Source organism: uncultured Arthrobacter sp., assembly GCF_947495145.1.
Lineage (GTDB): Bacteria > Actinomycetota > Actinomycetes > Actinomycetales > Micrococcaceae > Arthrobacter_D.
On record NZ_CANLXP010000004.1, the window covers coordinates 204,932 to 219,049 of the forward strand.

Annotated in this window: 13 protein-coding genes; 5 read left to right on the top strand and 8 right to left on the bottom strand. The window is 64.5% G+C overall.

The annotated features are described in order from the left end of the window. Positions 1-41: 41 nt before the first annotated feature. From Q0877_RS04880 to Q0877_RS04890, 3 genes are all read right to left on the bottom strand, one after another. Complete coding sequence (locus Q0877_RS04880) at positions 42-527, bottom strand: PTS sugar transporter subunit IIA (RefSeq protein ID WP_299166179.1); 486 nt, start codon at positions 525-527, stop codon at positions 42-44. An 88-nt stretch (positions 528-615) separates the two neighbouring features. Then, on the bottom strand, positions 616-2,340 hold the full coding sequence (locus Q0877_RS04885) for a glycerol-3-phosphate dehydrogenase/oxidase (protein WP_299166180.1): 1,725 nt from the start codon (positions 2,338-2,340) through the stop codon (positions 616-618). A gap of 51 nt (positions 2,341-2,391) precedes the next feature. Then, complete coding sequence (locus Q0877_RS04890) at positions 2,392-3,531, bottom strand: GuaB3 family IMP dehydrogenase-related protein (RefSeq protein ID WP_299166182.1); 1,140 nt, start codon at positions 3,529-3,531, stop codon at positions 2,392-2,394. A gap of 70 nt (positions 3,532-3,601) precedes the next feature. Here Q0877_RS04890 and Q0877_RS04895 point away from each other — a divergent pair, with 70 nt between their 5' ends. Genes Q0877_RS04895 through Q0877_RS04905 form a run of 3 tightly spaced genes read left to right on the top strand, consistent with a single transcriptional unit; the run spans position 3,602 to position 5,818 of the window. Further along, positions 3,602-4,480 carry a hypothetical protein gene (locus Q0877_RS04895; protein WP_299166184.1) on the top strand — a complete coding sequence of 293 codons (879 nt, stop codon included), beginning with the start codon at positions 3,602-3,604 and terminating at the stop codon, positions 4,478-4,480. Between the two features lie 49 nt (positions 4,481-4,529). Then, a complete protein-coding gene (locus Q0877_RS04900; RefSeq protein ID WP_299166186.1) occupies positions 4,530-5,201 on the top strand; it encodes a hypothetical protein in 672 nt (223 codons plus the stop codon). Further along, on the top strand, positions 5,198-5,818 hold the full coding sequence (locus Q0877_RS04905) for a hypothetical protein (RefSeq protein WP_299166188.1): 621 nt from the start codon (positions 5,198-5,200) through the stop codon (positions 5,816-5,818). The genes Q0877_RS04900 and Q0877_RS04905 overlap by 4 nt, the downstream gene beginning before the upstream one ends. 11 nt (positions 5,819-5,829) lie before the next feature. On the opposite strand, the gene guaB is transcribed toward Q0877_RS04905, so the two are convergent. From guaB to groES, 3 genes are all read right to left on the bottom strand, one after another. Beyond that, the gene (guaB, locus tag Q0877_RS04910; RefSeq protein ID WP_082565830.1) at positions 5,830-7,344 is read right to left on the bottom strand and encodes an IMP dehydrogenase; all 1,515 of its coding nucleotides are present in this window, start codon (positions 7,342-7,344) and stop codon (positions 5,830-5,832) included. Positions 7,345-7,545: 201 nt separating this feature from the next. Next, complete coding sequence (gene groL, locus Q0877_RS04915; RefSeq protein WP_299166191.1) at positions 7,546-9,159, bottom strand: chaperonin GroEL; 1,614 nt, start codon at positions 9,157-9,159, stop codon at positions 7,546-7,548. Positions 9,160-9,257: 98 nt separating this feature from the next. Beyond that, the gene (gene groES, locus Q0877_RS04920) at positions 9,258-9,554 is read right to left on the bottom strand and encodes a co-chaperone GroES (RefSeq protein WP_026545960.1); all 297 of its coding nucleotides are present in this window, start codon (positions 9,552-9,554) and stop codon (positions 9,258-9,260) included. Positions 9,555-9,988: 434 nt separating this feature from the next. Here groES and Q0877_RS04925 point away from each other — a divergent pair, with 434 nt between their 5' ends. Next, positions 9,989-11,200, top strand: coding sequence for a class I SAM-dependent methyltransferase (locus tag Q0877_RS04925; RefSeq protein WP_299166193.1), 1,212 nt, complete (start codon positions 9,989-9,991; stop codon positions 11,198-11,200). A gap of 9 nt (positions 11,201-11,209) precedes the next feature. On the opposite strand, the gene Q0877_RS04930 is transcribed toward Q0877_RS04925, so the two are convergent. Continuing rightward, complete coding sequence (locus Q0877_RS04930) at positions 11,210-12,031, bottom strand: shikimate 5-dehydrogenase (protein ID WP_299166195.1); 822 nt, start codon at positions 12,029-12,031, stop codon at positions 11,210-11,212. 137 nt (positions 12,032-12,168) lie between these two features. On the opposite strand from Q0877_RS04930, the gene Q0877_RS04935 reads away from it, so the two are divergent. Further along, positions 12,169-13,308 carry a glutamate--cysteine ligase gene (locus Q0877_RS04935; protein ID WP_299166196.1) on the top strand — a complete coding sequence of 380 codons (1,140 nt, stop codon included), beginning with the start codon at positions 12,169-12,171 and terminating at the stop codon, positions 13,306-13,308. 92 nt (positions 13,309-13,400) lie between these two features. Here Q0877_RS04935 and Q0877_RS04940 read toward each other — a convergent pair whose 3' ends face one another. Next, entirely contained in the window at positions 13,401-13,967 is a 567-nt protein-coding gene (locus Q0877_RS04940; RefSeq protein ID WP_299166198.1) for a TIGR03086 family metal-binding protein, read from the bottom strand. Between the last annotated feature and the right edge of the window lie 151 nt (positions 13,968-14,118).

The window sequence follows — 14,118 nt, forward strand, 5'->3', positions numbered from 1 at the left end:
TTCCGCTCACTTGTGTCCAGGTTGCTCCCGCTCGTACGGGACTAGTGGTCGAAAAACACCAGCGATGAGTTGATGAGTTCGCTGATCACTTCGGCGTCGTGCGCCCGGCGGAGTGATTCGCGGAAGTTTTCCTTGAACAGCGAACGGGCAAGCGTGGCGAGGACCTCCAGGTGCTCGGAGAAGGACGCCGCGGGCGTTGCGATCAGGAGCACCAGTGTTGCCGGGCCGTCCTGGGCGCCGAAGTCCAGGCTGTGCCCGTACCGGGTGACGCCGACGGCGATGGAGGTCTGCTCGACGAACTCGCTGCGGGCGTGGGGCACTCCCACTCCGCCGGGCAGGCCGGTAGCCATCTGGTGCTCACGGGAATTGACCTGTGCGAGGAAGCCCTCAAGGTTGGTGATGCGCCCGGACTGGTGCAGGCGGGCAGCCAGCTGGGCGGCGGCGTCGGCCTTGTCCTCAGCCACCATGTCGAGGATCACCATCTGCGGTGTGGTCAATTCGGCGTCATGCAGATCGAGGGGTGTCACAACCGGCCTCTCACAGGGATATCGGGAACTGGTGCGTCTGGAAGAGTGCGCCGGACGCCAGTGCCTGACCGGCGCGCCGATCCGATTCCTAGCTTAGCGGCACGATGTCTTCGACTCCCATGCGTGCGCTGTCGGCCGATTCGTCGTCGGGCTGCTGTTGACTGAGTCTTTCGGCTTCGACCCGGGCGAGGTAGTGCTTAACCTCACGGTCGATCTGGGCTTCGCTCCAGTTGAGGTGCGGCGCCATCAGTTCCGCCACGACAGGAGCCGCCGACACTCCGCGGTCCCAGGACTCGATTGAGATGCGGGTACGGCGGGTCAGCACGTCGTCGACGTGGCGTGCGTCCTCGTGGGTGGTTGCGAACACGGCTTCAGCGGCCAGGTAGTCGTCAGCACCGGGAAGCGGTTCAGCCAGCGTAGGGTTCTCCCGGATGAGGGCGAGCACCAGTTCGGCGTCGGTGCCATACCGCTGCAGCAGGTGCTCGACGCGTGCCACATGAACCCCGGCTTCCTCGGCCATGCGGGCACGCTTGTTCCAGGCCGCCTTGTAGCCCTCCGCGCCGAGCAGCGGAACGGTCTCGGTGCAGCTGTCCGGAACCCGTTCGTCGAGGGCGCGGGAAGCCTCATCCACCGCGTCCTTCGCCATCACCCGGTAGGTGGTCCATTTGCCGCCGGCGACCACAACGAGGCCGGGGACCGGGTGCGCAACGACGTGTTCACGGGAGAGTTTGGCAGTGGAGTCGTTCTCCCCCGCCAGCAGCGGACGCAGGCCCGCGTAGACACCCTCCACATCCTCGCGCGTGAGCGGCCGCTTGAGCACGCGGTTGACGTGCTCAAGGATGTAGTCGATGTCCGACGAGGACGCCGCCGGATGGGCCTTGTCCAGGTCCCAGTCGGTGTCAGTGGTGCCGATGATCCAGTGCCGGCCCCACGGAATGACGAACAGCACCGACTTCTCGGTGCGCAGGATGAGCCCGACGGTCGACTGGAACCGGTCGCGCGGCACCACGAGGTGGATGCCCTTCGAGGCCCGGACCTTCAGTTGGCCGCGCTCGGTGACCATGGCCTGGGTTTCATCGGTCCAGACACCTGTGGCATTCACGACCTGCTTGGCGCGGATGCTGAATTCCTCGCCGGTCTCCTGGTCCTTGACGCGGGCGCCGACCACCCGCTCACCCTCACGGAGGAAGTCGACGACGGAGACCCTGTTTGCTGCCTTTGCGCCGTAGGAGGCTGCGGTACGCATCATGTTGACGACGTAGCGCGCGTCATCAACCTGTGCATCGTAGTAGCGGATGGAGCCAACCATGGCGTCATTCTTGAGGCTCGGAGCCGCCCGGAGGGTGCCCCTGCGAGTCAGGTGCTTGTGCATGGGGACGCCCCTGGAGTTGCCCGAGGTCATGCCCATGGTGTCATACAGGATGATGCCGGCACCGACGTACGGCCGCTCGATGAAGCGCTTGGTCAGCGGGTAGAGGAACGGCACCGGGCGAACCAGGTGCGGCGCGATCCGCTGGATCAGCAGGCCACGTTCCTTGAGCGCTTCCTGGACCAGCGCGAAGTCCAGCATCTCCAGATAGCGCAAACCGCCGTGAATCAGTTTCGAGGACCGGGAGGACGTGCCCGCCGCCCAGTCCCGTGCCTCGACGATTCCGACATCCAGCCCGCGGGTCACCGCATCCAGGGCTGAGCCGACGCCGACGACGCCGCCGCCCACGATCAGGATGTCCAGTTCCTTGCCGGGCTGGTTGGTGGACTTCAGCGCGGCAAGTGCCTCTTCGCGCTGCTGTGGGCTGAGGGCGCCTTTGTTCATGGCCGTTTATCCACCTTCATCGTTGCGGATTGGTCCCTCAACCTTAGGCAATCAGCCGTTGGAAAGGTAGGGAGAGAGTACTACCTCAACCCGCTGAAACTCCTTCAGGTCCGAGTAACCGGTGGTCGCCATCGCCCGGCGCAGCGCGCCGATCATGTTCGAGGTGCCGTTGGTATGGTGCGAGGGCCCCCAGAGCACTTCCTCCAGCGGGCCCACCGTACCCACGTTGACCCGGTCTCCGCGGGGCAGCTCGTTGTGGTGGGCCTCCTGTCCCCAGTGCCAGCCCTTGCCGGGTGCTTCCTCGGCGCGGGCAAGAGCTGAGCCCAGCATCACCGCGTCAGCCCCGACGGCGATGGCCTTCACGATGTCGCCGCTGGTGCCCATCCCGCCGTCGGCAATGACGTGCACGTAGCGGCCACCGGACTCGTCCAGGTAGTCGCGGCGGGCGGCGGCGACGTCCGAGATGGCCGATGCCATCGGTGAGTGGATGCCCAGGGCGCGCCGCGTCGTCGTCGTTGCTCCGCCGCCGAAGCCGACCAGCACGCCGGCCGCGCCGGTGCGCATGAGGTGCAGTGCCGGGGTGTAGCCGGCCGCGCCGCCGACGATCACCGGGACGTCCAGCTCGTAGATGAACTGCTTGAGGTTCAGCGGCTCCTCGTTCTTGGAGACGTGCTCGGCGGAGACCGTGGTGCCGCGGATGACGAAGATGTCGACGCCGGCAGCGAGGACCGTCTTGTAGAACTCCTGGGTGCGCTGAGGTGTCAGGGCCCCGGCAACCGTGACGCCGGCGTCGCGCATTTCCGCCAGGCGGCTGGTGATCAGCTCAGCCTGGATGGGTGCCTCGTAGAGCTCCTGCATACGGCGGGTAGCTGCAGGACTGAAGTTCTCTGTGGAGAGTCCCGCGATTTCCTCGAGGACCGGCGTCGGGTCCTCGTAGCGTGTCCAGAGACCCTCAAGGTTGAGCACGCCGAGGCCGCCCAGCTTGCCCATGGCAATAGCGGTGGCGGGCGACATGGTGGAATCCATCGGCGCTGCGATCACGGGCATCTCGAACTGGTAGGCGTCGATCTGCCACTGGACCGAGACGTCCAGCGGGTCCCGCGTGCGGCGGGACGGGACCACCGCAAGGTCATCGAGGGAATATGCCCTGCGTCCGCGCTTGCCTCGGCCGATCTCAATCTCGTAAGTCACCGGTCTAGGTTATCCCAGCGGGGAGACCTGCCCATCGCCCACGCGGCTTCCGTTCCGTACAGTCGGAACCATGTCTGGGGAAACAATCGGGGCCAACCCCGAACAGTTGCGCGATCTCGCCCGCTCAATGGGGAGTTCAAGTGCCGCCATTACGACGGCGGACCAAACCATTACTGCGATGCTCAACGGAATTCCCTGGAACGGGCCAGACGCCGCCCAATTCCGTACCCGCTGGCATACGTCCGTACGGGTGCAGCTCAACCAGACAGCGGCCATGCTGGAGACGCAGTCACACGCGCTGGCTGACCAGGCCGCCCAACAGGAACAGACAAGCAACGACGACGGCGGCGGCGGCGGCGGATTCGACGGTGTACCTGCGAGCGCGAATAGCGGAAGCACCCAGGGATCCTCGGAGGATGACCTTTTCGATCTGTTCGGCAACACGCTGGGGGACCTCGGCGCCTGGCCGCCGTTCCAGATCGCGAATTGGGTCACTTCTGCCGGCGGATTGGGAGCCGAACGCCTTCTGAATGCGATGGCGCGGGCGGACCTGCTGACTCCCGGCTTCGGCACTGCGCCCGAAGTGGGCTACCTTCGCGGGACGCAGACCCTCAATGCCCTGAACCTGGCGGGTAAGTTCGCCGGCGGGCTCAGTATCCTGACCGGGCTGGGGCAGACCTACCAGGGCATCCAGTCAGGAGACGGGCACGTTGTTGCCGATGGTGCAATCACCACCATCCTTGCGGCGGGCAGCCTTACGCCTACACCGGCTGCTCCGTTCTTTGCGGCGGCCTCGCTTGTCTGGGCGGGCGCACAGTTTTTGTCCGGTGACGTGCCGGTCACCGAAAGGATCACCGATTTTGCATCCGATGCTGGTGACGCAATCTCTGACGGGGCTGACGCCATCGCAGAAGGAGCGGAAGATGCATGGAACTGGGCCTTCGGATAGTAGCGTCATTCCCGGAACCCGCTAAAGACCCCCGATCTCGGAGAGAGCATTGACCACCACGGATTCGCTGCAACTGACCGAACACGAGATTCTGGCTTTACTTGCCTTCAACGACGTTGAGTCCACTGCGCTGACACGCGAGATCTTCCGGCTGACCCCGCAGGCAGGCAACGAGCAGCTGACCAAAGCCGGCATGACAACGCTGCTGGTGCGCGGCCTGGCCGAGCTGAACCAGGGCGACCTGGTCCTCAAGGGGCCCACCGAGTTCATAGCTGCAGTGATGGCAACTGCGGGCGAGTGGCTTGAGATTGCGCTGCTGACTCCGGACCGGAACCACGTCATGTTCGCCGTTGCCTCCGCCGGCGGGGTTTTTGTGGCAAACGCCAACGGAAACGGCACACACGGGTTCACTCCCCTGAAGAACGACCGCCCCGTCCTGAAGTTCGGGGTGGATGCGGCAGCGCACTACCTTCGTGATTCGGGGTCGGAACCGGACGGAAGCGGCTCAACCGCTCGCCGTCCGGTTGCCGCGCAAATGAAGCACCATGGCCTGGGCGTGCAGCCGAGGACCGCGAACCTCATGGTTGACGAATCCGGCACGTGGCATCTGGCTACGGGCGAGGGTGCTGAGCTTGTGAAGCGCGAAGTGGACGAATCCGTTGCGCTGGAGCTGTTTGAGCAAGCCCTGGACCTGGATCACGGGACGATTGGTTCCGAGTGAGCTGGGAGACCCGTCCACTCGAATACTGGATGTCGCCTCAACTCAGTGAGGCAGGACAGGGTTCCGCCAGCGTCCTCAGGCGGATGGCTCTCAACGACGCGCAGAGCCGGGCAACCTACCTCATGCTGTACTTCTGGTGCGCCTGGCTGGCGCTGGTGGCACTGGCGCTGGCGTTCACCGCGTCCGGTGCGGTTCCCTACGCTGTTGCCGGGGCTTTGCTCACAGGCGGAGCTGCCGGTGCGCTGCAGGCACGCCGACGCGGCCGGCACGTTCCTTCATCCCGTCATCCGGCGTCGTCAAGGGCTCCCCGGACGGTGCGCGGTGCCTGGACCGGAATCACTCTCGTGGCGGTCGGTTCGTGCGGGATAATGCTGGCGCTTGCCCTATCCGGGGACGCGAGCCTCAGTGCAGGGTCCGTCGCCGGTGCTGTCCTGGGAGTGTTCTTTCTTGTCGCGTTCTTTGCCGGCACTCTCCTCATCCCCGCCTGGCACATCGAGAACGCGGCGCGCCTCTTCCGTGCCCGGATTGGGCAGGAGCCCGACTTAAGGGAGGCGCTTGAGGAGATGTCCCAGAACCACCGCGACCCGAACGGCAGAACGCAGTTCGGGCCGCTCTAGCTTCCGGCTGGCTACTTCGATCCGTAGTTGGGTGCTTCCACCGTCATCTGGATGTCATGGGGATGCGATTCCTTGAGCCCGGCTGAGGTGATGCGGACGAACTTGCCCTTGGCTTTCAGTTCTTCAATGGTGCGTGCACCGGTGTAGAACATCGTCTGGCGCAGGCCGCCGACAAGCTGGTAGGCAACGGATGCGAGCGGCCCGCGGTAGGCGACGCGTCCTTCAATGCCCTCGGGGATGAGCTTGTCGTCTCCCGTGACGTCGGCCTGGAAGTAGCGGTCCTTGGAGTACGAGGTGTTCTTCCCACGGGTCTGCATGGCGCCGAGCGAACCCATGCCGCGGTAGGTCTTGTACTGCTTGCCGTTGACGAAGACCAGCTCACCGGGTGCTTCAGCGGAGCCTGCCAAAAGAGAGCCAAGCATGACGGTGTCCGCTCCCGCTACCAGGGCCTTACCGATGTCGCCCGAGTACTGCAAACCGCCGTCGGCAATCAGGGGAACGCCTGCCGGAATTGCGGCCTTGGCTGACTCGTAGATGGCCGTGACCTGAGGAACGCCGACGCCGGCAACGACACGCGTGGTGCAGATGGAGCCCGGGCCTACGCCCACCTTGATGCCGTCAGCGCCGGCATCAATGAGGGCCTGGGCACCTTCTCGGGTCGCTGCCTGGCCTCCGATGATGTCCACGTGCGCAGCGGACTTTTCGGCCTTGAGCCTGGCAATCATCTCGAGGACTCCGGCGCTGTGGCCGTTGGCGGTATCCACGAAGAGTGCGTCCACACCGGCGTCGACCAGCGCCATGGCGCGTTCCCAGCCGTCGCCGAAGAAACCGATGGCGGCGCCCACACGGAGGCGGCCGTCGTCGTCCTTTGTGGAAAGCGGATACTGCTCCGCTTTCGTGAAGTCCTTGACGGTGATGAGACCGCGGAGGATGCCGTCGTCGTCGACCAGCGGAAGCTTCTCGATCTTGTTCTTGCCAAGCAGGCCGATGGCGTCCTCGCCGCTGATGCCCACGTGTCCTGTGACCAGCGGCATTTGGGTCATCACTTCGCGGACGAGGCGGTTGGGGAAGTCGGATTCCGACACGAAGCGGGTGTCGCGGTTGGTGACGATGCCGAGGAGCTTGCCGCCGCCGTCGACCACGGGAAGGCCGGAGACGCGGTAGTGGCCGCAGAGGTCGTCGAGTTCGCGGAGGGTGGCGTCAGGGCCGATCGTGACCGGGTTGGTGATCATGCCCGACTCGCTGCGCTTGACGCGGTCCACCTGCTCGGCCTGGTCGGCGATGGACAGGTTGCGGTGGATGACACCGAGCCCGCCCTGGCGTGCCATTGCGACGGCCATGCGGGCCTCGGTGACAGTGTCCATGGCGGAGGACAGCAGCGGCGTCTGTACGGTGATCCGCCTGGAAACCCGCGAGCTGGTGTCCGCTTCGGACGGGATGACATCGGTGTGCCCGGGCAGCAGCAGGACGTCGTCGTACGTCAGGCCGATGAAGCCGAAGGGATCATGGTTCGACAGTTCGCTCAACGCGGCGCCTCTTTCGGGGGATGCTGTGGGAGTGATCGCGGGTGCGGTGGACCAACGCTTTCCGGGTTCTATCGTAGAACGAATGAATTGCAACCCCTATTCCGGTGACCGGTATCCGGATGTGAAAAGAGCAACGTTCCGGCCCTCCTGAAGGACCGGAACGTTGCTCCTGGTGGCTTTCGCCGTTAGCAGCAGCGCTGCCTAGTGGCTGTGGCCGTGGCCCTGCTCTTCGTCCTCGGCAGGCTTCTCAACCACGAGGGTTTCGGTGGTAAGAACCAGCGCCGCGATCGAAGCTGCGTTGCGCAGCGCCGACCGGGTGACCTTTACGGGGTCGATGATGCCGGCGTCGACCAGGTTTTCGTAATCGCCGGTAACGGCGTTGAAGCCGTGTCCGACCTCAAGCTGACCGACCTTGTCGATGACGACGTAGCCCTCGTAGCCGGCGTTCTCGGCGATCCAGCGCAGCGGCTGAACCAGAGCGCGGCGCACGAGGCCGACGGCGGTAGCCGCGTCGCCCTCGAGCTTGAGGACAGCGGGGTCCTCGTCGAGAACCTTCGAAGCGTGAATCAAGGCAGAACCGCCGCCTGCCACGATGCCCTCTTCAAGGGCTGCGCGGGTGGAGGACACTGCGTCCTCGATGCGGTGCTTCTTTTCCTTCAGCTCGACCTCTGTGGCTGCGCCGACCTTGATGACGCCAACGCCGCCGGAGAGCTTCGCCAGGCGCTCCTGGAGCTTCTCGCGGTCCCAGTCAGAATCGGTGCGCTCAACCTCGGCGCGGATCTGCGAGACGCGATCAGCAACATCCTGCTCGCTGCCTGCGCCGTCAACGATGGTGGTGTTGTCCTTCGTCACGGTGATGCGGCGTGCAGTGCCCAGAACCTCGAGACCGACCTGGTCCAGCTTCAGGCCCAGATCCGGGGAGACGACCTGCGCACCGGTGAGGGTGGCGATGTCCTGGAGCATGGCCTTGCGGCGGTCGCCGAAGCCGGGAGCCTTGACTGCGACAACGTTGAGGGTGCCGCGGATCTTGTTGACCACCAGCGTGGAGAGGGCTTCGCCCTCGATGTCCTCGGCGATGATGAACAGCGGCTTACCGGCCTGCAGCGCCTTTTCGAGCAGCGGCAGGAACTCCTGCAGAGCCGAGATCTTGCCCGAATTGATCAGGATCAGTGCATCCTCGAGGATGGCTTCCTGACGCTCGGCGTCGGTCACGAAGTAAGGGCTGAGGAAGCCCTTGTCGAACTGCATGCCTTCGGTGAGGACGAGTTCGGTCTGCGTCGTCGAGGATTCCTCGATGGTGATGACGCCGTCCTTGCCGACCTTCTCGAAAGCTTCGGCAAGCAGGTCGCCGACTTCCTGGCTCTGGGCCGAGATGGCAGCAACGTTCGCCGTCTGCTTGCCGACAACCTCGCGGGCGTTCTCGAGCAGACGGGCAGCAACGGCCTCGATGGAGACCTCGATGCCGCGCTTGAGTGCGCCGGGGGCTGCGCCGGCTGCGACGTTGCGCAGACCTTCCTTGACCAGTGCCTGGGCGAGGACGGTAGCCGTCGTCGTGCCGTCACCGGCGACGTCGTTGGTCTTGGTGGCAACTTCCTTGGCGAGCTGTGCGCCGAGGTTCTCGTAAGGATCGTCCAGCTCAACCTCACGGGCGATGGTTACACCATCGTTGGTGATGGTGGGGGCGCCCCACTTCTTGTCGAGCACGACGTTGCGTCCGCGGGGGCCGAGCGTCACCTTGACGGTGTCGGCCAGCTTGTCGACACCGGCTTCCAGCTTGCGGCGGGCGGCGTCGTTGAACTCCAACTGCTTTGCCATGTCTTGTTCCTTTCAGGCTTGTGCAGGGATGTGTATGACGAGTTGTTATCTGACAGGAAAGAACCCCGGCCGAATGTGACCGGGGTTCTTCTGCACAACTACTTGACGACGATCGCCAGAACGTCGCGAGCGGAGAGAACCAGGTATTCCTGGCCACCGTGCTTGACTTCGGTTCCGCCGTACTTGGAGTAGATGACGACGTCGCCTTCTGCAACGTCGACGGGTACGCGGTTGCCATTGTCGTCAACGCGGCCGGGGCCTACTGCGACAACTTCGCCCTCCTGGGGCTTTTCCTTGGCAGTGTCCGGGATAACCAGACCGGATGCGGTGGTCTGCTCGCCTTCCAGCGGGCGGACGACAATACGATCTTCAAGAGGCTTGATAGAGACCGACACTCGGACCTCTCCTTCACTTGGTTTGAATGAATCTTTGGGTATCGAGCAGGCGCTGACCGTCGTCGCGGTGCCGGTTGGCGCATCCTCGAAGGATTAGCACCCTCATAGTGAGAGTGCCAAGTCTGACTTTATGCAACGGTTAGCACTCGGTCAAGGCGAGTGCCAGAGGGTTGGTTTTACGCGCTCCGACAGGTCGGGGTGAGCGACCCGGACACCGAGCCGAGCAAACTGGACCTTGAGCCGAGCAAACTGGGCACGAACTCGACCAACCCGGACTGAGGTGAGGGAAATTCTGCTCACCTTTTTCCAGATTGCTCCCGTGTCCGCGGAACCGGCACCGCCACCACGCTGATGCCGCAGAACCTCTAGACTGAAAAGCCCGGCGCAACCGCCCACCGCACGCCCGCCGAAAGCTTCAAGCCGAAAGCGACACCTTGACCCAGAACCTCCTTGAGCCCATCCTGACCCCCGAGGGCTGGGAACTGCTCAACTCGCTCGGACCCTATTCCGAGGCCGAAAGTCTCCGGCTCAACGAACAGCTCCGCGCCGCCGGTCACTCCCCCGACGTCGTCAACGCCGCCCTCACCCAATCCCGGCTCCGCGCCAAGGCCCAGGCAAAGTTCGGTCCTTTCGCCGCCCGCATGCTCTTCACGCCCGCCGGCCTCGAACAGGCCACCCGCCTCAACGTTGCTGCCCGCCACGCCCAGCGCTACGTCACCGCGGGCCTGCAGAAGGTCGCAGACCTCGGCTGCGGCATCGGCGCGGATTCGATGGCCCTCGCCACGCTGGAACGCGACGTCACCGCCGTCGAACTCGACGAAACCACCGCCGCTGCCGCCACCATGAACCTGCTGCCGTGGTCCAACGCGACTGTGGTCAACGCCGACGCCTCAGCCCTTGACCTCACAGAGTACGACGGCGTCTGGCTGGATCCCGCCCGACGGACCACTTCCAGCGCAGGCACCAGGCGCCTCTTCGACCCGGAAGCCTTCTCGCCGCCGCTCTCCTTCATCGAAAGCCTCGCCGACACCGGTATGCCGGTCGGTGTGAAGCTCGGACCCGGAATCCCGCATGAGGCGATCCCGCCCAACTGCGAAGCCCAGTGGGTGAGCGTCGACGGCGATGTCGCCGAAGTTGTCCTCTGGTTCAACGCCCTCCGCCGCGAAAACGTCCGCCGCAGCGCCCTGCTCATCGGCGCGGACGGCGCCACTGAGCTGACCAGCCACACGAACTTCGGTGAGGACGACGACGCCCCGATCGGCCCGGTCGAGGGGTACCTGTACGAGCCGGACGGCGCGGTGATCCGCACGGGATTGGTGGCCGACGTCGCCCACTCCATCGGCGGGCATCTGATCGATCCGCACATCGCCTATATCTGCGCACCGGAGCTGGTTGAAACCCCGTTCGCCCGGCCCTACCGCGTACTCGAGGTGATACCGTACAACGTCAAGGCGCTGAAGGCCTGGGTGAAGGCAAACGACATCGGCGTCCTCGACATCAAGAAGCGCGGAACGTCCGTCACGCCCGAGGAGCTGCGCAAGCAACTCCTCGCCGGCTCGAAGAAGGCGACGAACAAGGCCACGCTGGTACTGACGCGGATCGGCGAAGATCGCGTCGCCGTCGTCGTCGATCCGGTACTGGGCTAACTGGAAAGGCTACGCGGGCTGCCGCGAGAACTCCCCCGCCTGGCGGATCTGCTCAGCCGACGGGCGGACGCCGGTGTAGAGGACAAACTGTTCGGCCGCCTGCAGCGCAATCACTTCAGCACCGGTAACGACGGGCTTTCCTGCGCGCCGTGCAGCCCGGACGAGCGGCGTCTCAGACGGCAACGCAACGACGTCGAACACCAGTGACGCCGCAGCAATCGCGTCATCGCTGAACGACTGGATGTCCTCGTCCTGCCCGGCCATGCCGAGCGGTGTCACGTTGATGAGCAGGTCCGCCGTGGCGTTCCCCGGTTCAGCCTGCCACTCGAAGCCGTACAGCCCGGCCAGGTGCCTGCCGGCCTCCTCGTTCCGGGCGACGATGGTCACCTGAGTGAAGCCCGCATCCCGGACAGCTGCCGCAACTGCCTTGGCCATTCCGCCGGATCCGCGCAACAGAACCGACGACGACGGCGTCACCTCCGCACGCTGTCCAATCAGTTCCGCGACCGCAAGGTAATCGGTGTTGTAGGCGGTGAGGACGCCGTCGTCGTTCACGATGGTGTTCACCGAATCGATGGCCAGCGCCGAGGGGTCCATCCGGTCCACCAGCGGGATGACATCTTCCTTGAACGGCATGGACACCGCACAGCCGCGAATTCCCAGCGCGCGCACGCCGCCGATGGCCGCCGGAAGATCCGTCGTGGTGAACGCCTTGTAGATGTAGTTCAAATCGAGCTGCTCATAGAGCCAATTGTGGAAGCGCGTTCCGATGTTGCTGGGCCTCGCGGCGAGGGAGATACACAGGACCATGTCTTTGTTCAGGATCGGCACCCGTCAATTATGCCCGGTTGCAACATACCGCAGGGCGGATCCGGCTCTGCACTACTATTGAGGTCAGTTCTCACCCGCGATGGCGCGATACCGAGGCACTATTCCCCCACAGTCCGGTACCGGTCAGGAGCACACCATTGAACATTGAGTTCGCGAAGTCCGAGCAGTCGACGCTCGGCGTTGAGTGGGAGCTCGCGCTCGTCGACCGGTACAACGGCGACCTCGTCTCGGTGGCCAAAGAGGTGCTCCGCGGCGTCAACAAGCGGCATCCCGAACTGCAGGCTGACGACGAACACCCCCACATCAAGCAGGAACTCCTCCTGAACACTGTGGAAATCGTGACCGGCATCTGCCATACGGTCGCCGAAGCCAAGGAGGACCTGCGCCGGTCACTCGCCGCCGTCCGCGAGGTGACGGACCCGATGGGCGTTGAGCTGTTCTCCGCCGGTTCCCATCCGTTCAGCGCACCGCGCTCCCAGCCGGTCACGGACAAGGAACGGTACTCCAAGCTCATCGACCGCACCCAGTGGTGGGGCCAGCAGATGGTGATTTACGGCGTCCATGTGCACGTCGGCCTCGATCACCGCGACAAGGCACTTCCGGTGCTCGACGGTCTCGTGAACTATTTCCCGCACTTTCAGGCGATTTCTGCGTCGTCGCCGTTCTGGGGCGGCGAGGACACCGGATACGCATCCCAGCGGGCGCTGATGTTTCAGCAGTTGCCCACCGCCGGACTCCCGTTCCAGTTCCCCAACTGGGCGGAATATGAGTCCTATGTGCAGGACATGTTCACCACCGGCGTGATCGATTCGGTCAGCGAGATCCGTTGGGACATCCGCCCGGTCGGGAACCTCGGCACCATCGAAATGCGTGTCTGCGACGGGCTTTCAACGCTGGAGGATGTCGGCGCCGTCGCTGCTTTGACCCAGTGCCTCGTGGACGACTTTTCAACCACCCTCGACAACGGCGGCACCATCCCCACCATGCCGCCGTGGCATGTGCAGGAGAACAAGTGGCGCGCAGCCCGTTACGGGTTGGAGGCCATCATCATTCTCGACGCCGCCGGCACCGAACGCCTGGTCACCGAACACCTGATGGATGAGCTGAACCGGCTGGAACCGGTCGCGGCGAAGCTCGGCTGCTCCGAGGAGCTCGCCGACGTCGAGAAGATCCTGCAGCGCGGCGCGGGGTACCAGCGCCAGCGCCGCATCGCCGCTGAGACCAATGGCGACCTGAGCGCCGTCGTACTGGATATGGTGCGCCAGCTCCGCAGCTGACCCTCCCTGCGTTCATTTGGCAGGACACACCCCTTTTGCCCCGTGCTTTCGGGGCGTGTCCTGCCAAATGAACGGGGAGGAGCGAACGCTGATTAGGCGTTGACGGACGACTGCCAGCCAGCGTCGCGCCCCATTCGCGCAAGTAGCCTGGTTGCCCGATCCGCATCGGCCGGGGCGGGAAGCGCCGGCCGGCAGATCCCTTCCATGTAGAGGTTTTCGCCGAAACCCTCGAGCGACTGCTCGATGAGGTCAAGCTCTGATTCGTTGAACCTGGTGTCCCTGCCGGCGCCGCGCGCAATATCCCAGCGATGCACCAGCAGGTCGAACCCGTAGAAGGTTGCGAGTGTAGCGCCGACCGTTGTGGGCCCGAAGAACCCGTCGAACGACGTTTCGGCAAGCTTCGCAGTATCGAGGACGTTCTGGACGCGCGACGCGTGAGTCTTCCAGGCGCCCACCGGGTCCTGCGCCGTGTCCGGCCGGGAGCCCGCGTCAATGTCATGCTGGCCCAGGAAGTCGCGTTCGGTGTCGATCAGGTGGTCCAGAACATCGCGGACAGCCCAGCCGGTACACGGCGACGGGGCGTTCCAGTCCTCCACCGTCTCGAGGATCTCGGTCAAGCGGGCATTCTCAATCCGAAACAGTTCCGAATAGGTAGTCATGGCACAACCGTAAACCGCCGCTCACCGGAGCGACAGCCCCCGTTGAGTTGGCAGGACACACCCCTTTTGCCCGTGGCAAAGTCATATGGTCGAAGCAACGCTCTGATTGATGGAGCGTTTGATGGTCAAGTTGTTTCCTGTGAATGCGCGT

What these genes read in the sequence shown, in the direction of transcription:
- Q0877_RS04885 (WP_299166180.1), bottom strand. Translation starts at nt 2,340, where the DNA reads ATGAACAAAGGCGCCCTCAGCCCACAGCAGCGCGAAGAGGCACTTGCC.
- Q0877_RS04895 (WP_299166184.1), top strand. Translation starts at nt 3,602, where the DNA reads ATGTCTGGGGAAACAATCGGGGCCAACCCCGAACAGTTGCGCGATCTC.
- groL (WP_299166191.1), bottom strand. Translation starts at nt 9,159, where the DNA reads ATGGCAAAGCAGTTGGAGTTCAACGACGCCGCCCGCCGCAAGCTGGAA.
- Q0877_RS04940 (WP_299166198.1), bottom strand. Translation starts at nt 13,967, where the DNA reads ATGACTACCTATTCGGAACTGTTTCGGATTGAGAATGCCCGCTTGACC.